Here is a 21,945-nt window from a genome sequence, read left to right on the forward strand (position 1 = left end):
AACGCCGCCGCGGCCGCCCGGGCGGGCGGTCGCGGCGGCGCGCTTCCTCAGGAGCTCTTCCTCGGGACTACGCGACGGTGGAGACCGTCACGTCACCGGCCTTGACGAAGTAGGCGCGGTGACCGAACTGGATCTCGTAGTACTTCGTCGCGTCCTTGTAGACGACGTGCTTGGCGGCGTCGTAGGTGACGGAGTGGAAGTACTCGCCGGTCTGCGAACCCAGGACGGCGTACTTCTGACCCGTGGCCACCGCGTACTTCAGGGACGCGGCGACCCTGTCCGCCGGCGGGGTGATGCCGGCGGGGATCTTGGGGTAGGCCATGCCCCAGATCTTCGCCGACTTCTTGAGGGTGACGATCTGACCCGGTGCCGCGACCGCCCTGCGGTTGGTCTTGGCGTTGTAGAACCAGGCCTTCTGGCCGAGGTACCAGATCGCCACCCACGAGCCCTTCTTCCCGGCGACCGCGTAGGTCTGGCCGGTGGCCGCCCGCGCGGAGTGGTCGTAGACGCTCATCGTCGCCTTGCCCCCGGTGCTGGGGTGCGCGCCGACGTCCTTGACCAGCGGGGAGGTCGAGCTGGCCTTGGTGTGCAACATGATCGACGCGCCGCCGTGCGTCGGGCACTTGGCGCTCGGGTGGGCGGAGTCGCAGCCGGTGTAGGCCACCTTGTTCTTGCCGTAGGACGGCAGGATCATCAGCCGGCCGTGAATCGTCGCCGCGCCCGTGAGCGGCTTGCCGAGCAGGGAGAAGTAGTGCGCCCAGTCCCAGTACGGGCCCGGGTCCTGGTGCATCGCGGACACGGTGTCCATGGCACGGGCGGGCACGTTGTCATGGCCCAGGATGTGCCCACGGTCCAGGGGGATGCCGTAGGTCGCGGCCAGGTGGCCGACCAGCTTGGCCGACGCCCGGTACATCGCCTCGGTGTACCAGGCGCCGTTGGCGACGTAGCCCTCGTGCTCGACGCCGATCGACTTGGAGTTGATGTACCAGTTCCCGGCGTGCTTGCCGACGTCCTTGACCCGCACGTGCTGGGCGATGTGCCCGTCCTTCGAGCGGATCGTGAAGTGCCACCCCAGGTAGGCCGGGTCCTGCACCGACTGGACCGCCGAGGCGTACGACGACTCGGTGTCGTGGATGACGATGTAGGAGATCTTCTGCTGGGCGGGCCGGTTCGCCTTTTCGTGGTTGCCGTACTTGCTGGGGTCCTTCGAGTCCAGCTGCTTGTACGGCGCCGGGATCCACTCGCACTTCAGGCTCGCCGGGCAGTCGGTCGCCGCGGCGGTGGTCGCGGCGGTACTCGCGCCCGAGCCGGCCGGAACGGCCTTGGGGTCGGCGGCAAGCGAGATCTGCTGCCCGTCGTCGGTGGTACGGGACTCCCCGGAGCGGATCACCGAGAAGACCTCGTCGGCGAACCACGCGCTCCCGCCGTACCGGGTGACGGCGGCGTACCACTGGGCCGGGTCGGTGCTCAGGCGCTTGCCCGCGTCGCGCTGGTACTTCGCCAGCAGCGCCGCCCCGCCGCGGATGTTGGCGGCCGGGTCGGTGCGGAGCTTCGCGGCGTCGAGGCCGGTCAGTTTGGCCGCCGCCGGCAGGGTCTGCGGCTCGGGCGCCGCGGTGGTCTTCGGCGCCGAGGCGGCGGCGTAGTCGTCACCGCCTCCCTGCTCCATCCCACGCCCCGACGCGGCGGCGGGGGCCTGGATCAGGTGCATCGGGCCGTACCCGCCGCTCGTGCTGGGCAGGCCGTCGTTGGCGTCCCACCGGGACTCCAGGTACGACACTCCGAGCAGGACGCTCGCCGGCACCTTGTACTGCTTGGCCGCGGCGGCGAACGCCGTCTGCCGCGTGGGCGAGGACGACGACTGCAGCCCCGCTGAGGACGAGGACTGCTGCTGGACAAGGACCGCGCCGGTGCCGAGGGCCGCCACCAGGGCGACCCCCGCACCGATCGCGCGACGTCGGTTGATCATTCGGTGGCTCCCCCAAGATCGACTTGACCCCGGAAGACTGCCGGAGCGGTCAGACCGCGTCAACCGAAACGTCGGAATTGCGTGCTGTTTCGCGTGTCGCTCCCCGGTCGGCACGGATCACCGTCTGGTCGACCACTCCGGCGGGGGCCGTGCGCGACGAGCGTCCTCAGTCCCGGCGCAGGAGGATGTGGCCGCCGGCCCTGGCGACCTCGTCGTAGGTCGCTCCGGGATGGAGGGCACGGGCGTAGCCGAGGGGGTCGCCGCGTCCGAGTGGACGCAGGGAGAACGTGATGTAGTCGGGTGCGATGCCCTTCGCGTCGCCGATCCAGTACACGGTCGTGCGGCGGGTGAGCCGGCTGATCGGCGTGGTGTCGGACTCGACGGTCGCGCCGTCGGGGATACGTCGGAGTAGTTTCTTCACCGCGATGGTCCGGGCGTCCACCCGGTACGCCCCCCAGTGCAGCAGGGCCCCTAGGGGGAGCGTCGTCGTGAGCGCGAGGGCGGCGACCGCGACGGCGGCCGGGAGCCGGGCGGCGTAGGCGCGCAGCCGGCGCGGCATCCCCGTACGGGCCCGGTCCCGCGCGATGGCGTCCACGAGCGCGAGGAGGGCGACCGGCATGAGGACGGCGCTGTAGTGCCAGTCCAGCCCCCAGTAGTGGTCGTCCTTGGCGGCCAGGCGCCAGCCGATCGTCGGCACGGCGACGAGGAGAAGCGGCGAACGCAGGGCGTACAGGCCGCTGGTGGGGACGAGGATCCACAGCACGGTGCGCACGGCGATGCCGGGCGGCACGTGCCGGGAACCGGACACGCCGTGGCCGGTGAGCTTCTGCCAGTACCCGTAGTCGCCGCCGGTGTTGAAGGCCGGAATGATCACGGTGAGGGCGAGGACGGTGGCCAGGACACCGAAGACGGCCAGCGCGATCGCGCACGGCACGACACGCCCGCGCGAGGGGTCGTTTCGCGCCCGCAGGGCCACCACAAAGGCGATCGCGGCCGTCGTCAGACCCATGTCCTCCTTGACGAGGACCAGCGGGAACGCCCACGCCAGCGCCGTCCACCACCGCCCGCGCAGGATCGCCTCCAAGGAGAGGGCGAGGAGCGGCATGGCGAACGCGATCTCATGGAAGTCGAACTCGACGGCGCGCTGGACGCCCCAGGACAGGCCGTAGGCGATGCCGATCGCCACCCCCTGCCCGCGCCCGAGGAGGCGCGCGGCGACCCGGGTGACCGGGACGGCGGCGAACGCGAACAGCGCGGCCTGGGCGACGAGCAGGGTGACCGGTGTCGGGAAGAGCCGGTAGAACGGCGCGATCAGCGCGATGATCGGGCTGAAGTGATCGCCGAGGATGTTCGTGCCGGGGCCCTTGATGTCGGCGATCGGGGCGTGCAGGTGCGCGTAGCCGCGGATGGCCTGCTCGAAGATGCCCAGGTCCCAGGAGAGCGTCATCATGCGGCGGTACCGGGCGAGCGACAGCGCCGCGTACGCGAGGAACAGCGCGGCGGCCAGCCAGTACGGGTCCCAGCGGGGCTGCGCCCACAAGCGACGGGACGTGCCGGCACCCGCTGCGGGCCACGTCGCCTGAGGGCGGCCGTCGTCCTCCGCCACGGCCGCGCCCACGCCGAAGCCGACTCGCCCGATCGCCACGAGGCCCCCTCTCCCCGGGACGTCCCGGCGGACGGCCCGAACACCACTGTCGGGAATCAGGTGATCATTTCGCGAAATGGTATGGGTCGGCCGGACACGTCCGAGATGACCGCGCACCTCCGCGGGTCGGCACCGACCGAGAGGAGAGGGTCCTTGGGACCTCTCGACCAGAGAAGGCGAAGATTCGAGGAGATCTACGCCGCCTGCCATGACCCCGTTCTCGGGTACGTCATGCGCCGCACCGAGGACGGTCACGACGCCGCCGACGTCCTCGCCGAGACGTTCCTCATCGCCTGGCGGCGGCTCGACGACGTCCCGGCCGGAGACCGGGCTCGTCCCTGGCTGTTCGGCGTCGCGCGGCGGGTCCTGGCCAACCACCGCCGCGGCGAGCGGCGGCGCACCGCGCTGAGCGACCGGCTCCGCACCGAGCTGGGGGCCGCCGTACGGTCCCCCGATCACCGCGAACCGGCCGGCGCGGTCGCGGACGCGTTCCGCAGCCTGTCCGACGACGACCGGGAACTGTTGTCCCTGGTCGGCTGGGAGGGCCTGGACGCCGGGCAGATCGCGACCGTGCTCGGCTGCTCGCGCAACGCCGCACGCATCCGGTTGCATCGGGCCCGCAAGCGGTTCGCCCGCGAGCTGGCGGCCCGGGAGGAGCGGGAGGGCCGGGAGGCCCTCGCGGAGGCCCGGTCGCGCCGGGCACGAATGGCGAAGGGAGAGCACGCATGAACCACGACGAACTGATCGGGCGGCTCGCGCCCGTCACCGATGAGGAGGCCGCCCGCATGGTGAGCCCGCGGACCAGGACCGACCTGGCCGACCGGATCACGTCCACCGCCGCCCCGGAGAGACGGCCGGCCCGGCGCCGCCGCGCCCTGTTCGTCGGCCTGCCGCTGATCGCGACCGCGGCCGCCGCGGCGGTGGTCGCGGCCTCCCTCGGCTCCGGTTCCGGCTCCGAGCCCACACCGCCCACGCCGACGGCGCGTCCGGGCAGCGGACCCGTGAAGATCCAATTGGCGGCCCTGAGCTTCTCGACGCAGGGGAAGTACCTGGTCGTCACGGTCAAGGACCCGCTCGCCGACCCCGCGCGGTACCGGAAGGAGTTCGCCGCACACGGCATGAGCGTCGACCTGATGATGGTCCCGGCGTCCCCGTCGATCGTCGGCACGGTGGTCATGTCGGAATCGGTGGGCACCGCGATCAAAACGATCAACGCGCCCGGCCGATGCCGTACCGGGGGCGGCGGCGCCTGCCCGGTGGGCGTGAAGATCCCCCTCGGGTTCAAGAAGCACATCCAGCTCGCCTTCGGCCGTGCGGCCAAGCCCGGCGAGCATTACGACTCGACCGCCCCGGTCGACGCGCCCGGTGAGGTCATGCACGGGATGACCTATCGCGGCCGTACGGTCGCCGAGGTCCTGGCGATGCTGAAGAAGCGGGGTGTCACCGTGCCGCAGTACCGGTACGAGGCCGCCGACGGCGACAACGCGCCGTATCAGAACGGTGTGCCGCCGGCGAAGGTGCAGCAGGGCTGGTTCGTGCACGACGCCGACCCGTGGGCGCAGAACCAGGTCGTGCTGTTCGTCGGCCCGACACGGCAGGCCCACACCCGCGCGGGTTCGGGTAAGCCGCCGGTTCTGGGCGCCCCGGTTCCGACGCCGACCGCGCGGTGACGCGGTCTTGAAGACGGTGACGCCCCGGCGGGATTCCGCCGGGGCGTCGCCGTGCGCGCGGCTACTTGCGCTTGGTGATCTCTTCGGTGAGCTTCGGAGCGACCTGGAACAGGTCGCCGACCACGCCGTAGTCGACCAGCTCGAAGATCGGCGCCTCGGGGTCCTTGTTGATGGCGACGATCGTCTTGGAGGTCTGCATGCCGGCCCGGTGCTGGATGGCACCGGAGATGCCGACCGCGATGTACAGCTGCGGCGACACCGTCTTGCCCGTCTGGCCCACCTGGAAGGTGTGGGGGTACCAGCCGGCGTCGGTCGCGGCGCGCGAGGCGCCGACGGCCGCGCCGAGCGAGTCGGCCAGCTCCTCGATGAGCTTGAAGTTGTCGGCGCCGCCGACGCCCCGGCCGCCGGAGACGACGATCGCGGCCTCGGTGAGCTCCGGGCGCTCGCCCTTCTCCTGGACGACCTTCTCGACGACCTTCGCGGCCTTGGCCGCGTCGGACAGCGTCACCGACACCTGCTCCTCGGCGGGCGTCGAGGGCGCGGCCTCGGGGGCGGTGGAGTTCGGGCGTACCGCGATGATCGGTGTGCCCTTCGACACCTTGGCGTGCGACACGATCGAGCCACCGAAGATCGAGTGCTCGCCGACGAACCCGTCCGCGACGTCGACGACGTCGGTGAGCACGCCGGACTCGGTCTTGACCGCGAGCCGCCCCGCGATCTCCTTGCCCTCGCCCGTCGCGGCCACCAGCACCGCGGCCGGCGACCTCTCGGCCACCAGCTGCGCCAGCAGCTCGGCCTTCGGCGCGACGACGTAGGAGGTCAGCTCCTCGTCGGCGGCGACGTAGACCTTGGCCGCGCCGTACTCGGCGAGCTTGTCCTTGGCACCCTCGTAGCCCGGGCCGATCCAGACCGCCGCGGCGTCGCCGTGCCGGCGCGCGAGCGTCAGCAGCTCGAAGGTGACCTTCTTGACCTCACCGTCGACATGGTCGACGAGGACGAGAATCTCCGCCATTTCCCCGCCTCTCAGATGAACTTCTTGGACGCGAGGAACTCGGCGACCTTCACGCCGCCGTCGCCCTCGTCCTTGACGATCTGGCCCTTCTCGCGCGGTGGCGCGTCGGCGAAGTCGACGACCTCGGTCGAGGCTCCGGCGAGCCCGACCTTGGCTGCGTCGATCTCCGCGTCCGCGACGGCGAGCTTCTCGACCGGCTTCTTCTTCGCCGCCATGATCCCCTTGAAGGAGGGGTAGCGCGGCTCGTTGATCTTCTCGACGACGCTCACGACGGCCGGCAGGCTCGCCTCGACGCGGTCGAAGCCGTAGTCGGTCAGCCGCTGCGCCTTGAGGGAGGACCCGTCGATCTCCACCTTGTTGGCGAGCGTCACCTGGGGCACACCGAGCCGCTCGGACAGCATCGCGGCCAGCATGCCCGTACGGGCGTCGGTCGACTCCGAGCCGAGGATGACGATGTCGAAGCCGACCTTCTTGAGCACCTGGGCGAGCGCGTACGAGGTCGACAGCGCGTCCGAGCCGTGCAGCGCCTCGTCGGACACGTGGACGGCCTTGTCGGCGCCCATGGCCAGAGCCTTGCGGATCGAGTCCGACGCCTTGGCGGGACCCATGGTGAGGACGGTCACCTCACCGCCATGGGCCTCCTTGATCGTCAAAGCCTCCTCGACGGCGTACTCGTCGAGCTCGTTGATGACACCATCGACGGCCTCACGGTCGAGGGTCTTGTCGTCGGACCGCAGCTTGCGCTCGGTCGCCGTGTCGGGGACCTGCTTCACGCAGACGACGATGTTCATATGGTGTCCGCCCTCCCTGCACACTTCATCTACGCGCTCCTCCGGCACGACGGGCGCCGCCCCTACGGGCGACGCGGGCTGATGCGTTGGACGCCCCAAGCCTGCCAAAGACCCGAAGCGGATTCGGCCCCGGGGGCGTTCACGGACGCATCGCCCCCGATGTTACCCACCGGTAGGCAGTGCGCAAAGTCCGCTCCCCCTGATCACGGTGCCGTGACCGGCCACCACGCCGGAAACGGGATCCCCAGGACCGCCGGCACCAGCATCCCGGCCGCCAGAACGGCCACGACCAGCCGGACCGGGCGGCGCTCACTGGCATAGCGGGCGCGCACGACCGCCGCCACGACCGCCAGCACGCCCAGAGGCAGCGCCAGGGCCCGCTCGCGCGGCACGACCGACCACCACGTGATCGCCAGCACCGCGCCGTACCCGACGACCAGCGCGCTGACCAGCGCGACCAGCCGGGCGACCGTCTGCGCCGGAACCGCGACCAGTGCGCCCAGCACGGACCGCAGGCGGGCCAGCCGCCCGACCCGTACCTCCGTCCGGCGGCGGGCGCGGGCGATGGCGTCCCAGGTATAACCGGCGGCGCAGGCCGACAGGATCGTCGCGACGGCCACCACCGGCAGGGCGTAGCAGGCCGCCGGAACGACCAGAACCCCCGTTCCCCGCACAAGGCGCGCCGGCAGCCCGCGGCGGCGGGTCCCGGCACCGGGCTCGGCGCGCCTCTCCCCTTCCGCGGCACCGGCGGCGACCGGAACGTCGGCCGCCTCGGGGACCGGACCGTCCGGCGCCCGCCGCGGAGCGGCGCGGTCGCCCGGCGCCGGACTCCTGGCCTCCCGGCCGTCCAGGGAGGCGCGCTCCCCCGGCACCCGGCCCTGGACGGCGTGCTCGCCGGGCGCCCCGCCCTGGGCCGCGCGGCCGTCCGGTGCCCGGTCCGACGCGGGACCGTCCGGCTCCGGGCCGGCCGCCTCCGGAGGTCCGTCCGGCACGGCGACCGGCCGTGGGCGGCCACGGACCGCGAGCGCCTCGAGAAGGTCACCGGTCCCGGGACGCGACTCCGGGTCGAGCGCCAGCGCGGCCTCGAGCATCGCCCGCAGCTCGCCCGGCACGCCGCGGAGGTCATGCCGACCCCGGAGCACGCGGGAGAAGATCGCCTGGGCGGGCCCGGGGCCGTACGGCGACCGGCCGGTGGCCGCGAACGCGACCGTTCCGGCCCAGGAGAAGACGTCGGCGGCCGGCCCGGCCCGGTCCCCGTCGAGGATCTCCGGCGCGAGGTATCCGGGCGTGCCGATCGCCGTGCCCGTACGCGTCAGCCGGGTCGCGTCGAGCACATGCGCCAGGCCGAAGTCGATGACGACCGGATCGCGGTCGAGGAGCATCACGTTGGCCGGCTTCAGGTCTCGGTGAACGACCCCGGCCGCGTGGATCACGTGCAGCGCGCGGACCAGCCCGCGCGCCACTCTCGGCAGCGCCGACCCGCGCAGCGGGCCCCCACCGCGGACGCGCACGTCGAGGGAGCGGCCCTCGACGTACCGCGTGACGACGTAGGGCCGGCGTCCCGTGAAGTCGGCGTCCACGACCTCGGCGACGTACGGGCTGTGGACCCGCCGCATCGTCGCGACCTCGCGTTCGAGGCGCCGGCGGGCCAGCGCGTCGCGGGCGACGGCGGGATGCAGGATCTTGACCGCCACCGTGCGGCCGTCCGGAGCCAGCGCGAGGTGCACCTCGCCCATGCCACCGACACCGATCTCCTCAAGGAGCCGGTACGGGCCGAGACTCTCGCGCAGGGACGTCATTGGGGGATTCCGCGGTGGACGGGCTACCGCATGATCGTAAATGTCGGCCCGGCGGGCCCGCCGTCACGACACGCGCTGCTGGATGGAGTCCTGGAACCGGGACAACTCCTGGGCGATGGAGTTCTCCAGCTCGTACATCGGCGCGAAGGTCGGCTTCAGCACGATCGCGGCGGCCAGCACGGCGAGCGTCACGACGCACAGGAGGATTCCCACCACGGCGATCCGGCGCGGCCCGTACGCCAGCGCGGTGAACACCTGGACCAGGTGGCGGCGCGGCGCCCGGACCCCCGGCGCGGCCAGGAGGACGTAGGCCGCGGCCCCGGCCCCCCAGGCGGCGGCGACGAGCGGGGCGACCTGGACGTCGATCGCGGCCGTCGCCATGATCGCCATGGGGACGACGACCGCGAACACCGCGGCGTACGGCACGGTGAGCAGGGTCCCGGCGACACCGCGCACGAGGTCCAGTGGCGCGGTCAGCGGGCCGACGACCAGCCGCAGCAACCCGCCGGGATGCCGCCGCGCGTGCACCTGACCGGCGCGCAGGTACGACGCGCCCGCCAGCGCCAGCAGGAGCCCGAAGAACGGCATGATGACGCTGAGCCCGAGAACGATCGCGACGACGAGGTACGCGAAGAGCCGTGACCATCCCTCGACGACGGCGTCGACGGTCTCCTCGGCCGCGCGCGGCCGCTCGGAGAGCGCGCCGGATGTCTCGTCCCACGTCATCGGTGCGCGGCGCGGCCCCGGCCGTCGGGCCGGAGAGGAACGCCGTTCCCTCCTCGGAATGTCGCTGGGGTCCCCGCATCGGGCGGACGCGAAGGCAACGCCACACTACCGCGCCGCGCCGGTGCCGCCGGTTCGATGAGGCCGCAGGCACGCATTTTCAGCCGGCTCTTGCGAGGAACCCCGGGCCTTCAACTTCAGGCCCCCGGAGGAATCGGATCCCGAGCCCTGCGGCGCGGAGCGCTGGAGCGTCGAGTCGGAACGGTGCCCCGCTCAGGCGGGGCGTTTCTGGTTGTCGATGTGCTCCTTGATGACGGCGAGGGGCGCGCCGTCGCGCAAAGCGGCGATATAGGCGGCCGGCCATAAGTGGTGGCCGCACGGGCACGTGCGGACGTGGTCGGAGACCACGTGCGTGTGCAGGGTGTGGACGGCGCTCCTTCCCTCGCGTGTTCTCTCGCGAATGATCGGGGGCCAACTTCCAGCGATGTGACATAAAGCGATGCTATGGTCACGTCCTGTGAAGGTTGTTGTGCAAGTAAAGCTCTTGCCGACGCCCGAGCAGGCGGCGGCGCTGAAACACACCCTGCGCACGGTCAATGAGGCTGCGTGCCGGGTGTCGTTAGTGGCGTTCGCCCAGGGTGTTCCGCGTGAGTACGAATTGCGCAAGCACACCTATGCCGAACTCAAGGAACGCGGCCTTGGCGCGCAGGCGGCCCAGCATGTGATCAAAAAGGTCCGGGACGCCTACACCAGCCTTCACGCCAACCTGCGGGCGGGGAACCTGGGCAAGAAGGGTTCCAAGCGGCGGATCAAGGCCGAGTCCAAGCCGATCGCTTTCCGGCCCCAGGCCGCCCAGCCGTACGATGATCGGTGTCTCAGCTGGCAGTACGACGCGCAGACCGTTTCGATCTGGACGATGGCGGGCCGGTTGAAAGGCGTACGCTTCGCCTGCTCCCCGAACGCGCTCAAACAGCTCATCGCCCACCGCAAAGGCGAGAGCGATCTGGTCGAACGCGACGGCGTGTTCTATCTGATCGCTACGTGCGAGGTCCCCGAGGCCGAGGCCCATGAGCCGGACGGGTTCATCGGGGTGGATTTGGGCATCGTCAACATCGCCACCACCTCCACCGGTTACCGGGCCGCCGGGCGCAACCTGAACCGCTACCGCAGGCGGCAACTCGCCTTGCGGGCCAAGCTCCAGAAGAAGGGCACCAAGTCCGCCAAACGGCTGTTGAAGAAACAGCGCCGGAAGGAATCGCGGCGGGCCAAAGACATCAACCACTGTGTTTCCAAGACGATCGTGACCGAGGCTGAACGCACCGGGCGCGGCATCTCCCTCGAACAGCTGACGGGGATCCGTGAACGGGTACGGCTCCGCAAGCCCCAACGGGTCGCGTTGCACTCCTGGGCCTTCGCCCAGCTCGCAGACTTCATCGTCTACAAGGCACGCCGAGCCGGCGTCCCTGTCGTGTTCGTCGACCCGGCCTACTCCTCCAAAGAATGCGCCGAGTGCGGGCACATCGACCGGCTCAACCGCGTGTCTCAAGCCGTGTTCACCTGCCGGAGCTGCGGCGTCGTTGCGCACGCGGACCGGAACGCTTCCCGCGTCCTGGCCCGAAGAGGCCAGAACGCGTGGGATGCGGGGCGGAAGTCACACGTCCCGGCCACCAGCCTGCACAGCTGATGGCCAAGGCGCGGCAGACCACCTCACAACCAGTGAGGCTCTAGCCGCACGCTCAGTCCTTCAGGACCTTCAGGACCGAGAAGCTGACCGGGCACGTTCGGGGGTGGGCGACCCGAACGTCACTGATTCAGGAGCAGGGCGATCCGGTGCGTGAGGTCGACGAAGAATCCGGCCCTGTCGCCGATCGGCCACCACCGCGGCCGCAGCAGCCATCCGGCCGCCGCCGCGAGCGACGCGACACCGGCCAGGAACAGGCCCACCGACGCCGCGTGGCGCCGGTCCTGGGCCACCGCCGACAGCAGCCGGACCAGTTGGCGGCGCGGAGCCATGATGCCGGGCCCCGCAAGCGTCACCAGGGCGAACGCCACCGCGCTCCACCGGGTGACGGCGTCGGGCCACTCTTCGGCATGGGCGGCGCTCCAGACGAGCAGCGCCAGGCCGGTCCCCGTCGCCGCCAGGGCGGAGTAGAGCAGGGCGGGGACCAGTGCCCCGGTCGACCAGCCCAGGGATCCGGACACGCGGAAGGGCGCGAGGGCCAGATCCTCGGCCCCGCGCACGGGCACCCGCCGGGAACGGACGGCCGAGTCTCCCGCCCGTAGGTACCAGACGGCCGCCACCACGACGGGCACGCCGACGACGGGGACCACCCCGCAGACCGCCACGGCCGCGACGATCGCCAGGTAGGCGAGCAGCTTGTACCAGCCCAGTGCCACGCGCGGCACCGGAGGCGGCGTCATCGGCGCGGGAGGCGGACTCGGCGGGACCGTGGAAACGCCCGGTGTCCACGGCGTCCCAGGTGTGCCCGGAGCCGGCCCGTAGGGGCCGTGGGGCGTGCCGGCGGGCCCGGGCGGCGCGTCGGTCACGCCGAAGGCCGTGGCGGTGATGGGCGGTGGCGCGCCGAGGTCGACGGCGCGCACCCGGCGCGTGAGCTCCACCGCCGACGGCCGGGCCTCCGGATCCCGGGCGAGCGCCGCGCGCAGCAGCGGCTCGAGCGCCGGCGGCACGCCGTCGAGGTCGGGTTTGCCGGACAGGATCCGGGCCAGCACCGCCTCCAGGGAGCCCCCGCCGAACGGCGCCCGCCCCGTCGCGGCGAACGCGACCGTGGCCGCCCACCCGTACACGTCGACGGCGGGGCCGGGTGGCTTGCCGTCGATGATCTCTGGTCCGAGATAGCCCGGCGTGCCGACGACCATCCCGGTCTGGGTGAGCCGGGTGGAGTCGACCGCGTGCGCGATGCCGAAGTCGATGACCATCGGAGCGCCCTCGACCATCATGACGTTGTTCGGTTTGAGGTCCCGGTGGACGACGCCGGCCTCGTGGATCGCGGTCAGCGCCTCGGCCAGACCGACCGCCAGGCGCGCCAGCGGGCCGCCGGACAGCGGCCCGGCCGCCCGGACGACGCCGTCGAGCGGGTGGCCGTCGATGAACCGCGTGACGATGTAGGGGCGTTCGGCGGCGACGTCCGCGTCGAGGACCTCGGCGACGTACGGACTGCGCACCCGCCGCATCGTGTCGACCTCGCGGGCCAGCCGCCGCCGGAAGGTCGCGTTCTCGGCGTACTCCGCACGCACCACCTTCAGGGCGACCTCGCGGCCGATGTCGTCGACCGCCCGGTGGACCACGCCCATGCCGCCCTCGCCGAGGGTCGCCACCAAGCGGTACGGGCCCACCATCTCCACCGCGGCGTCCTCCACTGGCATGTTCGGTCTTTCGCTGTCAGAGTGTCCCCGGTTCAGCCGCCGAGCAAGCTCCGCATGCCGGACCGCACGTGGGCCAGGCTCTTGGTGAGCGACGCGGAATCGAACGGCCGCAGGTCCGGCGTCTGGCTCAGCGAGAACGACACGAGCAGGAAGACGAGAAAGCCGAGGACGCCCAGGGCGATCATGGCCTGCGACCTCCTCGGCAGAACGGCTCCCCAGAACCGGGCGAGCTGGCGGCGCGCGGGCTCGCTGCCCGGCCCCAGGCACTGGACGATGACGAACGCGGCGGTGGCGAGCGCGACCGCCCGCGAGATCGGCAGCCCGGTCTTGGCGGCCAGCCCGATCAGGAGCACGACGACGCCGGCCATGATCGCCAGCGGGCTGACCAGCAGCATGCCCAGCGCCGCGCGGACCGCCGAGAACGGCGACTTGGCGGCGACCGCGACCAGGTCGCCCGCTCTCGGCCCGCGCCGGGTGCGCTTGGAACTGAGCTCCTTGTGGCCGCGGTCCGCGGTCCGCAGCACCAGCAGGACGGCCAGGACGACGATCAGCGCGATCGCGGGGGTCACCGCGGCCAGCCCCACCGCGCCGACGAGGAGCAGCAGGCTGAGGAAGCGGTAGACGCCGTACGGCTTCGGCTCGTCGGGCCGTGGCTGTTTCGGGGGGCGCGGTTCGTACCGTCCCGGAGGCTGCTGACCCGGCGGGCCGTACGGGGACCGCGCGTACGGTTGCTGAGGCGGCGGGGGCGGCGCCGGGGGCAGCTGCCCGACGAAGTCACGCGGGCGGGCCGGCGCCGGCGGCGGGGCCTGGACGGCGGTGAGCCGCTTGGTCTGGGACGACGGCGGGTCCACCCGGGTGCTGTTGACGTCGATGCGCGTGGTGAGCCCGACGAGGGCGTGCGCGGTCGGCCGTTCGGCGGGATTGCGCGCCATCGCCGCCCGGACGAGCGGCAGCAGCGCCTCGGGCACGCCGTCCAGGTCCGGCCGCCCCTCCATGATCTTGTAGAAGATCGACTCGAACGTGCCGCCGCCGAACGGCGCCCGCCCGGTCGCCGCGTAGGCGATCGTGCCGGCCCAGGCGTGCACGTCCGCGGGCGCGCCGGCGTCCTCACCCTCGATGATCTCGGGAGCGAGGAAGCCCGGCGTGCCGATGACGAGACCGGTGGCGGTCAGCCGGGTGGCGTCGACGCCCTGGGCGATGCCGAAGTCGATGACGACCGGCTCGCCGCTCTCGAGGAACATGACGTTGCCCGGCTTCAGGTCCCGATGGACGATGCCGGCGTCGTGGATGGCGGTCAGCGCCGAGGCCAGCCCCGTCGCCAGCCGCTGCAGCCTCTCCCCGCGCAGCGGGCCGTCGTCGCGCACGGTCTGCTCCAGCGTGCGGCCGGGGACGAACTGCGTGACGACATAGGGCGGTTCGGCCGTGACGTCCGCGTCGACGATCTCCGCGACGTGCGGGCTGTGCACCCGGCGCATGGAGTCGACCTCACGAGCGAGCCGGCGCAGCGCCGTCTGGTCGGACGCCACGCCGGGCCGCAGGACCTTCACGGCGACCTTGCGGCCCATGGGGTCGGCGGCAAGGTGCACGACCCCCATGCCGCCTTCCCCGATCTTCTCGAGCAGGCGGTACCGGCCCATGCTGTCCCCGGACGTCTCTACCCCCTTCATAGGTGCGTCACGATACCTGGGCATGTGTTCCCTCACGGCCTTCCGGCGGAACCGATCACGAAGCGGGGACCGGCCGCCGCTCGGCCAGGCGGCCCGCCAGCCAGGCGGCGGTGGGACGCTCGGCCGGGTCGCGCGCCAGGGCCCGGTGCAGCAGCGGCAGAACCGATTCGGGCACCCCGTCCAGGTCGGCGGCCCCCCGCAGCACCCGGAAGCAGATGCCGTGCAGCGACCCGGCTCCGAACGGCGGGCGGCCCGTCGCCGCGAACGCGACCGTCGCGGCCCAGGAGAACACGTCGGAGGCCTCGCTGCAGCGACCGCCGTCGATCAGCTCTGGCGCGACGTAGCCCGGCGTCCCGGTCAGCACCCCCGGCTGGGTGACCTGCTCGGCCCCCGTCTCCTGCGCGATCCCGAAGTCGATGATCTTCGGGATGCCGCCCAGCACCATCACGTTGCCGGGCTTGAGGTCCCGATGCAGCACCCCGGCCCCGTGCACCGCCGCCAGGCCCTGCGCGAACCGCCCGGCGAAGCCCCACAGCGCCTCCTGCCACAGCGGCCCGTACGTCGTGACCAGGTCCCGCAGGGGAACGCCCGCGATGTACTCGGTGACGAGGTAGGGCCGGTCCCCCTCCAGGCAGGCGTCGAGCGCCTCGGCGACATACGGGCTCCGCACCCGCGCCATCGCCCGGGCCTCACGCCGCAGACGACGTCGGATGGTCGGATCGTGGGCGAAGTCGGGCCGAGGCTCCTTCACCGCGACCGTACGCCCGAACCGGTCCATGGCGCGGTACACCACGGACGTGGCCCCCTCACCGACCCGCTCCAGCAGCTCGTACGCTCCGAGCGGCGCAACTCCCGTCGCGTCCATGCCCGGTTCGACGCCCGATCACGACCGCAGGTTCCCGTCGACCTGCCGAACGTTGAAGACCCGCCCGTCAACCACGGATTTCGGCTCGGAACCAGTCGGCCGCGGGCTCGGTCGGCGACCAAGTTGACCGAGCCCCTTTGCCTCTTCGAGCGCTACTCGGCGTCGGACCGCTCGGTCACCTTTGCGACTTCGACGCAGGCCCCCTGCTGGCTGCTCCTGCTGCTCTTTCTCCAGGCGGCGACGGGCACATCTCTTGGCATGGATACGTCCCTCTCGGTCCCGTAAATCACCCTTCGGCGATCAGCGCCAAGGTATCGCGGTGACTTCGAGCGGCACCTTCTTCGGGGAACCGCAGGATATGGAACGAACTCGTCATGCCCGCGTGCGCTCCCGCTTCGAACGGGATCACGGCGACAAGGGCGGCCAGCTCGCCGAACACGGCCGGGGCATGAGCATCGTCGACCATCTGGCCGTCGCACGCTGGGTGACCTACGTCGAACACGCCAAGACCGTCCACGTCGTCATCGCCGCACCGGACGTAACGCTGACGGCCGCTGAGCTCGCACAGATCGGAGTCCCGGAATGAGCCACGGCTGCCCGATAGACGATTGATTCCAAGGGATTCTCGGTGTCGGTAGGCAGTGCTTTGGGCACCAATGGGATCCGGCGCGGCCCATCACAGCCGCGCCTCGGCCATCTCGTTCCGGCGTTTCTACTGAGGCGATAAATATCTCGCCTCAGTAGAAACCTCAGAGAAGACACCCACGCCTCCCTCGTACAATTCGCCCGGAATTCAGGGTTTCCGCATCGTCTAGCGCGGCGCGTGGCCGCGCGCCTTACAACTCACAGCTCGGCGAGATCGCGTCGCACATCGTTCGCAGTGGCGTCTTTCAGGCTCTCGAAGATCGCCAATGCTTCGGTGAACGCCTCGCGGGCCGCCTCCCGGTCTCCGGTGTCCCGGAGCACGCCGCCCAGCGCGTACAGCGATACGGCCTGGCCCTCACTGTCGCCGATCTCACGCCGGACCGTGATCGCCTGTCTGAAGAAATCGATGGCCGCCGCGGCATCACCGAGTCTCTGATGGACCGTGCCGAGACCGTGCAGGCTCACCCCTTCGTTCTCCTTGTCGACCTCTCGTGCGACCGGAAGCGCCTGCTCGTAGTACGAGAGCTCGTCCGTCAGTCGTCCCAGCCCGCACGATGCGTCGGCCAGGGCGTTCAGCGTGATGACCTCATTGCGCCGGTCGTTGATCTCGCGCCAGACGGGCAGCGCCCGCTCGGCATAGTCGATCGCCTCCGCGTCACGCCCGCTGCCCCGAAGGGCAAAGCTGACATTGACGAGGGACATTCCTTCGCCCTGACGATCGCCGATCTCGCGGCAGATCACCTCCGCCTGCTGATACTGGGCGGCGGCCTCGTCGAATCTCTTGAGATCGGCGTAGGCACCGCCGATGCAGATCAGGCTCCACGCCTCCCCGTATCGATCGTGCGCGCGCCGCGCCGCATCAAGGGCGGTGAGCGTCGTCGACAGCCGGTTCATCCGGTGCTTACGCCAGTGAAAGAACATGATCAGAGCGACGGGCAGCTTCCAGGCGATGTCGTCCGCGCCGATCGCCGCCGCCTGCTCGACGGCCGCCAGCAGATTGGGGCGCTCCGCCTCACACCAGTTGAGCGCGTCTTCGTACCGGGAGAAGGTCAGCGGATGGATGCCCTCTGGAGGCGGGTCGAGCGGCACATGGCGGCGTTGTGGTGCGAGCAACCGGTCGACGGCGTCCGCCGTGTACAAGTACCAGGTGAGTTCCTGGCGGATGGCGTTGTTCCGCTCTTCCACCGGCTCCACCTCATTGACCTGCTCCACCGCGTAGTTCCGGATCAGGTCGTGGAAGCGGTAGCGGTCACGGGCGACGTCTTCCACCATGCTCACGCCGGTGAGCGTGATGAGCGCCCGGCGTGCGGCGGTGACGGAGAGCCCGGCCAATGCGGCAGCCGCGGGCACACTGATGTCAGGGCCGGCATGCAGGCCCAAGAGCCTGAACATACGCGCGACTTCCGGCGCCAGCTCCCGGTATGACCAGGAAAACACGCTCCGGACCTCCATGTCCTTATCAGTGGTCGCGAACGCATCCAAGCGGTCACTTTCCACTTCGAGTTCTTCGAGCATCTCGGCCAGATCGAGATAGTGCCGGGCGGCCGCCTGCTCCGCTGTGATCAGAACCGTCAACGGCAGACATCCGGCCCGCTGGACGAGAGCCGTTGCGAGCTCCGCGTCGGCCTGCGCCTGAGGGCCGACGACGCTCTCGAACAGTTGCACCGCCGCCTCGGGCTCGAGAGGCGGCAGGATCAGCCGGACGGCACCCTCCTGAACGACCAGTCCGCTCAGTCTGCTCCGGCTGGTGACCAGCGCGAGACTATCCTCCGAGGGAGGGAGCAGGGGACGAACCTGTTCTGCGCTGTTCGCGTTGTCCAAGACGACGAGAACCCGCTTACCGTTGAGGTGCGTCCGGTACAGCCCGATCATCGCTTCCAGCTCGGCGGGGATCTTGTCCGGGTCGACGTCCAGCGCCCGCAGGAAACCGTCGAGGACCTGCTCCGTCTCCATCGGCGGCCGACGATGGTAGCCGTGAAGGTTCACATAGAGCTGACCATCGGGATAGCGCTCACGAACTCGCTGAGCCCAGTGAATCGACAGAGCGGTCTTGCCCACACCGGCGGTTCCCGAGATGAGCACGGCGAGAGGACCGGCGGTGCTCGCGGCCAGTGTGGAGTCGAGCTGGTCCAGGGCCGCCGTCCTGTCGGTGAACCGGGCGACTCCGTGCGGTAGCTGCTTGGGAACCGGAAGCGTCCGCTCGGGCACAACCAGATTTCCATATATATCCCGAACCTGAATTACGTTTTCGGCCCTTCCGCCGGTGAACTCGTTATGAGACGTCGCGATCCGGTCGGCCTCAGTCATCTTCCAGCGACTCCTACGAGCATCAGCACGGATTACGCACGCGGCCTATATGAAAGCATCAAATCAAAAGGTAAAGTTTGCCGCAGTATCCTCGCAAGGAGGTTCCGGGATGACCCAGATCCCCACGGCGGGCGAAAACTTCCCGTATGACGCAGTTGACCAGTTTCAAGCAGAAGATGACGCTCTCGCACTCGCGCTTCGCCGGTCCCACGAAGAACGGGCGCATCGGGCGACTCATCCCGAGGCTCCGCCGACCGTGCGCTACGAATGCACGTCCTGGTCGTCGGGCGGGCTCGGTTCCTGAGCGCAGATGGCCCGTGCCGCACACCGACTGGACCGAACCGGGCTCGACGTCGTATCCGTTTCGCCAGTACGTGTTCAAGGTTCAGTCGCGGTGCAATCTAGACTGCGACTACTGCTACGTCTACCACCTGGCCGATCAGGGCTGGCGGAGACAGCCGAAGTACATGGCGCCGGACACGGTCCGGACCGCCGCGCGGCGGATGGCGGAGCATGCCGGGCGGCACGGGATGGACCGGGTCAAGGTCACCATCCACGGCGGTGAGCCGCTGTTGGGCGGGCGGGAGTACCTCGCCGACTTCCTGTCGATCATGCGTCAGAACACCCCGGGCATCGCGATCGACTTCTCGGTGCAGACCAACGGGGTACTGCTCGACGACGCGATGGCGGCCTTCCTCGTCGAGGAGGGCGTCATCGTCGGGATCAGTCTCGACGGCGACCGGGCGGCGAACGACCTGCATCGCCGATTCCGCGACGGCAGGTCCAGTTACGACTTCGTCGAGGCGGCCATCCGGCGGATGGTCCGGCCGGAGAATCGCGACCGGTTCGGAGGGGTCCTGTGCACGGTGCAGCTGCCCGCCGATCCGCTGCGCGTCTGGCGCAGCCTGCTCGACCTCGGCACCCCCGCCGTGGACTTCCTGTTGCCGCACGGCACCTGGTCCAGCCCGCCGCCGGGCGTACGGCCCGGAGAGGCAGGCACCCCGTACGCGGACTGGCTGATTCCGATCTTCGATGAGTGGTTCGACGCGCCGCGCCGACCGGCCGCGGTGCGGATCTTCCAGGACATCCTGAACCTTCTGATGGGCGGCATCGACAGTTACGAGTTCTTCGGCCTGGCGCCGGTCTGCCTGGTGGTGGTCGAGACCGACGGCACGTACGAGCAGGTGGACTCGATGAAGGCCGCGTACGAGGGCGCGGCGGCGACCGGGATGGGCGTCTTCACCCACTCGCTGGACGAGCTTCTGGTGACGCCCGGCATCGTCGCGCGCCAGGTCGGGCTGGACGCGCTGAGCGAGACCTGCCGCGCGTGCCGACTGGTCGCGACCTGCGGCGGCGGCCTCTACTCGCACCGTTATCGGGAGGGATCGGGCTTCGTGAATCCCTCGGTCTTCTGCGCCGACCTGTACGCCCTGATCTCCCACATCGAGCGCCGTACCATCGACCGGCTCGCCGAGCGGGGGTTGACGCTGGCGCAGGTGCGCGGCTACCAGGCCGATTCAGAGGTCAGTGGGCGAGGCCCTCGATGACCTCGGCCTGGCCGAGCGAGGCCAGGGCCGTCCCCGGAACGATCAGCTTGGAGCGTCGCACGCCGCTGCCGACGACGACGTGCGGGGTTTCGACGACGGCCTGGTCGACGAGCACCGGCCAGTCGGCCGGCAGGCCGAACGGGGTGATCCCGCCGTACTCCATGCCCGCCTCGGCCACCGCCTGCTCCTGCGGCGCGAACGACGCCTTCCGGGCGTCGAGGCGGCGGCGTACGACGCCGTTGACGTCGGCGCGCGTGGTGGCGAGCACGACGCAGGCCGCGAGCCGCACGTCGCCGCCCCGCTTGGCGGCGACGATCACGCAGTTGGCCGACGCGTCGAGGGGAACGCCGTAGCGCTCGCAGAACGCGGCGGTGTCGGCGAGGTCCGGGTCGATCTGCGCGACCTGGAAGGCGTCGTCGCCCTTCCAGGCGCGGATCGCCTCGGCGACCGGCGCGGCGAGCAGGTCGGTGCGGTCAAGGGCGGGCTCTAGCGACAGTCCCCACATGGGCGCCAGACTAGAGGTTGACGACGATCTTCGCCTATCTCAACGCCGCATACGGTCGGCGTTCGGAAGTCGAGCACAGCGCGTCGTCGACCAGCTTGCTCTCGGTCTGTGTAATGCGCAGGACGTCGTCCGTCGAATCGGCGATCGTGCCCGACATCGAGACCGTGACGCTGCGCCGGCCGTCGGCGGTGACGCCGACGGCGCTGATCCAGCCGGAATCGCCGCCCTCGTGGCCCCAGTACCTGCCGCCGCACGACAGCGGGCGGGAGAAGAGCCCCAGCCCGTCACGGGCGCCGGGCATGAGCGGCTCGAACTCCTTGCCTACTGGAATGGTGCGTTTCATCTGCGCTAGCTGCGCCGAGGGCAGAAGCCGGCCGCCGAGCAGGGCGCGGAAGAATCGGTTGAGGTCGGCGGTGGTGGAGACGAGTCCGGCCTCTCCATTGTTGCCCGAGCCGACCTGCTCGGTGACGTCGACGAGTGGTTCGCCGGGCTTGAACCGCTGGTAGCTGCTGGCGTGTGGCCGGGGCAGCGTGGGCGAGGTGCCCGGCCAGAAGGTGTGATCGAGGCCGAGCGGCCGGACGATCCGATCCCGTACCTCCTCATGCCAGGGGTGTCCGGTGACCCGTTGGATGACCATGCCGAGCAGGACGTAGCCGGTGTTGGAGTAACGCCAGTCCTTTCCGGGCTGGAAGTCCGGGCGGTGGCGCATCGCCCTGGCGACGATCTGCTCGGGTGTGTAGGTGTCGTATCGGTGCTGGTAAAAGTCCTCCGCCGAGGTGTAGTCCGGGTAGTCGTCGTGGATGCCGCTGGTGTGCTGGAGCAGCTGGCGGATGGTGATCGCGCGGCCGTCGTTGCCGTTTCCGGACACCACGCCAGGAAGCCATCGCTCGACCGAGTCATCCAGGGAGAGCCTGCCGTCGCCGGCCAGTTGCAGGATCACGGTGGCCACGAACGCCTTGGTGACGCTGGCGATCCGGAAGTAGCCGTTCGGGGAGACCGGCCGCCGGGTCGTCAGGTCGGCGACGCCACTGGTGGCGATCAGGTTCCGGCCGTCAGGGCTGGTCAGGCGGGCCTGGACGCCCGCCACGCCGAGTGCGGTGATCGCGTCGGCGTCGCGCCGGAGCCGCGCCTGGTCGCCGTGCTGCTGGGCGGCCATCGCGCCGGGCATGCTGGTGGAGAGGGCACCGGCCACGATGGCGGCCAGAGCCAGGTTCCGCCGGATGGACCGGCCGCGCCGCCGCGGTGAATAAATCGGTGATGTCGTCATGGGCGTTGACGCTAGGTCTGGCGGGGGGAAGCGCACGATACAGCTCACTAGTCGGAAAAAGGGGTAGTGGGCTGTAGTGCCAGGCTCGATCGCCATGGCTCAGACTTGTGCGGATGAACGATCATGGGGCCGGTCGGCTTTCGGCGATGTGG

19 protein-coding genes are annotated in these 21,945 nt (G+C 70.6%); 6 read left to right on the plus strand and 13 right to left on the minus strand.

Annotated features, from left to right (window positions below):
* Positions 1-67 precede the first annotated feature (67 nt).
* A complete protein-coding gene (locus NE236_RS21280) occupies positions 68-1,966 on the minus strand; it encodes an N-acetylmuramoyl-L-alanine amidase (protein ID WP_252843806.1) in 1,899 nt (632 codons plus the stop codon).
* A 166-nt stretch (positions 1,967-2,132) separates the two neighbouring features.
* A complete protein-coding gene (locus NE236_RS21285; RefSeq protein ID WP_252843807.1) occupies positions 2,133-3,611 on the minus strand; it encodes a DUF2079 domain-containing protein in 1,479 nt (492 codons plus the stop codon).
* A 153-nt stretch (positions 3,612-3,764) separates the two neighbouring features.
* Between NE236_RS21285 and NE236_RS21290 the strand changes: the two genes are divergently transcribed.
* Positions 3,765-4,340 (plus strand): RNA polymerase sigma factor, encoded by a 576-nt coding sequence (locus tag NE236_RS21290; RefSeq protein WP_252843808.1) that lies wholly within the window; start codon positions 3,765-3,767, stop codon positions 4,338-4,340.
* Positions 4,337-5,281, plus strand: a complete 945-nt coding sequence (locus NE236_RS21295) for a hypothetical protein (RefSeq protein ID WP_252843809.1) — start codon at positions 4,337-4,339, stop codon at positions 5,279-5,281. Before NE236_RS21290 ends, NE236_RS21295 begins: the two co-directional genes overlap by 4 nt.
* 61 nt (positions 5,282-5,342) lie before the next feature.
* On the opposite strand, the gene NE236_RS21300 is transcribed toward NE236_RS21295, so the two are convergent.
* From NE236_RS21300 to NE236_RS21315, 4 genes are all read right to left on the minus strand, one after another.
* A complete protein-coding gene (locus tag NE236_RS21300; protein WP_252843810.1) occupies positions 5,343-6,293 on the minus strand; it encodes an electron transfer flavoprotein subunit alpha/FixB family protein in 951 nt (316 codons plus the stop codon).
* Positions 6,294-6,304: 11 nt separating this feature from the next.
* Positions 6,305-7,084 (minus strand): electron transfer flavoprotein subunit beta/FixA family protein, encoded by a 780-nt coding sequence (locus tag NE236_RS21305; protein ID WP_252843811.1) that lies wholly within the window; start codon positions 7,082-7,084, stop codon positions 6,305-6,307.
* 203 nt (positions 7,085-7,287) lie between these two features.
* Positions 7,288-8,883: a serine/threonine protein kinase gene (locus NE236_RS21310; protein WP_252843812.1), complete on the minus strand. Its 1,596-nt coding sequence runs from the start codon at positions 8,881-8,883 to the stop codon at positions 7,288-7,290.
* 63 nt (positions 8,884-8,946) lie between these two features.
* Positions 8,947-9,609, minus strand: coding sequence for a hypothetical protein (locus NE236_RS21315; protein ID WP_252843813.1), 663 nt, complete (start codon positions 9,607-9,609; stop codon positions 8,947-8,949).
* Between the two features lie 496 nt (positions 9,610-10,105).
* Here NE236_RS21315 and NE236_RS21320 point away from each other — a divergent pair, with 496 nt between their 5' ends.
* Positions 10,106-11,290, plus strand: a complete 1,185-nt coding sequence (locus NE236_RS21320; protein ID WP_252843814.1) for an RNA-guided endonuclease InsQ/TnpB family protein — start codon at positions 10,106-10,108, stop codon at positions 11,288-11,290.
* 119 nt (positions 11,291-11,409) lie between these two features.
* Here NE236_RS21320 and NE236_RS21325 read toward each other — a convergent pair whose 3' ends face one another.
* The 4 genes from NE236_RS21325 to NE236_RS45115 form a co-directional block, all read right to left on the minus strand.
* A complete protein-coding gene (locus NE236_RS21325) occupies positions 11,410-12,990 on the minus strand; it encodes a serine/threonine-protein kinase (protein ID WP_252843815.1) in 1,581 nt (526 codons plus the stop codon).
* A gap of 32 nt (positions 12,991-13,022) precedes the next feature.
* Positions 13,023-14,657 carry a serine/threonine-protein kinase gene (locus tag NE236_RS21330; RefSeq protein ID WP_252843816.1) on the minus strand — a complete coding sequence of 545 codons (1,635 nt, stop codon included), beginning with the start codon at positions 14,655-14,657 and terminating at the stop codon, positions 13,023-13,025.
* A gap of 55 nt (positions 14,658-14,712) precedes the next feature.
* On the minus strand, positions 14,713-15,522 hold the full coding sequence (locus NE236_RS21335; RefSeq protein WP_252843817.1) for a serine/threonine-protein kinase: 810 nt from the start codon (positions 15,520-15,522) through the stop codon (positions 14,713-14,715).
* 152 nt (positions 15,523-15,674) lie between these two features.
* Positions 15,675-15,782: a DUF397 domain-containing protein gene (locus NE236_RS45115; RefSeq protein WP_372494402.1), complete on the minus strand. Its 108-nt coding sequence runs from the start codon at positions 15,780-15,782 to the stop codon at positions 15,675-15,677.
* A 98-nt stretch (positions 15,783-15,880) separates the two neighbouring features.
* Between NE236_RS45115 and NE236_RS21340 the strand changes: the two genes are divergently transcribed.
* The gene (locus NE236_RS21340; RefSeq protein WP_252843818.1) at positions 15,881-16,108 is read left to right on the plus strand and encodes a hypothetical protein; all 228 of its coding nucleotides are present in this window, start codon (positions 15,881-15,883) and stop codon (positions 16,106-16,108) included.
* A gap of 257 nt (positions 16,109-16,365) precedes the next feature.
* Here the strand turns inward: NE236_RS21340 and NE236_RS21345 are convergent, their stop codons facing one another.
* Entirely contained in the window at positions 16,366-18,474 is a 2,109-nt protein-coding gene (locus NE236_RS21345; protein ID WP_252843819.1) for an ATP-binding protein, read from the minus strand.
* 109 nt (positions 18,475-18,583) lie between these two features.
* Between NE236_RS21345 and NE236_RS21350 the strand changes: the two genes are divergently transcribed.
* Both NE236_RS21350 and NE236_RS21355 read left to right on the plus strand, forming a co-directional pair.
* Positions 18,584-18,778: a hypothetical protein gene (locus tag NE236_RS21350; protein WP_252843820.1), complete on the plus strand. Its 195-nt coding sequence runs from the start codon at positions 18,584-18,586 to the stop codon at positions 18,776-18,778.
* Positions 18,779-18,848: 70 nt separating this feature from the next.
* A complete protein-coding gene (locus tag NE236_RS21355; RefSeq protein ID WP_252843821.1) occupies positions 18,849-20,021 on the plus strand; it encodes an FxsB family cyclophane-forming radical SAM/SPASM peptide maturase in 1,173 nt (390 codons plus the stop codon).
* Here the strand turns inward: NE236_RS21355 and NE236_RS21360 are convergent.
* Together NE236_RS21360 and NE236_RS21365 are read right to left on the minus strand one after the other, a co-directional pair.
* The gene (locus tag NE236_RS21360; RefSeq protein ID WP_252843822.1) at positions 19,999-20,526 is read right to left on the minus strand and encodes a YbaK/EbsC family protein; all 528 of its coding nucleotides are present in this window, start codon (positions 20,524-20,526) and stop codon (positions 19,999-20,001) included. The two genes, NE236_RS21355 and NE236_RS21360, sit on opposite strands and share 23 nt — an antisense overlap.
* A gap of 34 nt (positions 20,527-20,560) precedes the next feature.
* Entirely contained in the window at positions 20,561-21,793 is a 1,233-nt protein-coding gene (locus tag NE236_RS21365; protein WP_252843823.1) for a serine hydrolase domain-containing protein, read from the minus strand.
* Positions 21,794-21,945 lie beyond the last annotated feature (152 nt).

The organism is Actinoallomurus purpureus, assembly GCF_024055795.1.
GTDB classification, from domain to species: Bacteria; Actinomycetota; Actinomycetes; order Streptosporangiales; family Streptosporangiaceae; genus Actinoallomurus; species Actinoallomurus purpureus.

Coding starts and splice junctions, on each gene's coding strand:
- NE236_RS21280 (WP_252843806.1), bottom strand. CDS start 1,966: ATGATCAACCGACGTCGCGCGATCGGTGCGGGGGTCGCCCTGGTGGCG.
- NE236_RS21295 (WP_252843809.1), top strand. CDS start 4,337: ATGAACCACGACGAACTGATCGGGCGGCTCGCGCCCGTCACCGATGAG.
- NE236_RS21300 (WP_252843810.1), bottom strand. CDS start 6,293: ATGGCGGAGATTCTCGTCCTCGTCGACCATGTCGACGGTGAGGTCAAG.
- NE236_RS21305 (WP_252843811.1), bottom strand. CDS start 7,084: ATGAACATCGTCGTCTGCGTGAAGCAGGTCCCCGACACGGCGACCGAG.
- NE236_RS21310 (WP_252843812.1), bottom strand. CDS start 8,883: ATGACGTCCCTGCGCGAGAGTCTCGGCCCGTACCGGCTCCTTGAGGAG.
- NE236_RS21315 (WP_252843813.1), bottom strand. CDS start 9,609: ATGACGTGGGACGAGACATCCGGCGCGCTCTCCGAGCGGCCGCGCGCG.
- NE236_RS21320 (WP_252843814.1), top strand. CDS start 10,106: ATGCTATGGTCACGTCCTGTGAAGGTTGTTGTGCAAGTAAAGCTCTTG.
- NE236_RS21325 (WP_252843815.1), bottom strand. CDS start 12,990: ATGCCAGTGGAGGACGCCGCGGTGGAGATGGTGGGCCCGTACCGCTTG.
- NE236_RS21330 (WP_252843816.1), bottom strand. CDS start 14,657: ATGAAGGGGGTAGAGACGTCCGGGGACAGCATGGGCCGGTACCGCCTG.
- NE236_RS21335 (WP_252843817.1), bottom strand. CDS start 15,522: ATGGACGCGACGGGAGTTGCGCCGCTCGGAGCGTACGAGCTGCTGGAG.
- NE236_RS45115 (WP_372494402.1), bottom strand. CDS start 15,782: ATGCCAAGAGATGTGCCCGTCGCCGCCTGGAGAAAGAGCAGCAGGAGC.
- NE236_RS21340 (WP_252843818.1), top strand. CDS start 15,881: ATGGAACGAACTCGTCATGCCCGCGTGCGCTCCCGCTTCGAACGGGAT.
- NE236_RS21345 (WP_252843819.1), bottom strand. CDS start 18,474: ATGACTGAGGCCGACCGGATCGCGACGTCTCATAACGAGTTCACCGGC.
- NE236_RS21350 (WP_252843820.1), top strand. CDS start 18,584: ATGACCCAGATCCCCACGGCGGGCGAAAACTTCCCGTATGACGCAGTT.
- NE236_RS21360 (WP_252843822.1), bottom strand. CDS start 20,526: ATGTGGGGACTGTCGCTAGAGCCCGCCCTTGACCGCACCGACCTGCTC.
- NE236_RS21365 (WP_252843823.1), bottom strand. CDS start 21,793: ATGACGACATCACCGATTTATTCACCGCGGCGGCGCGGCCGGTCCATC.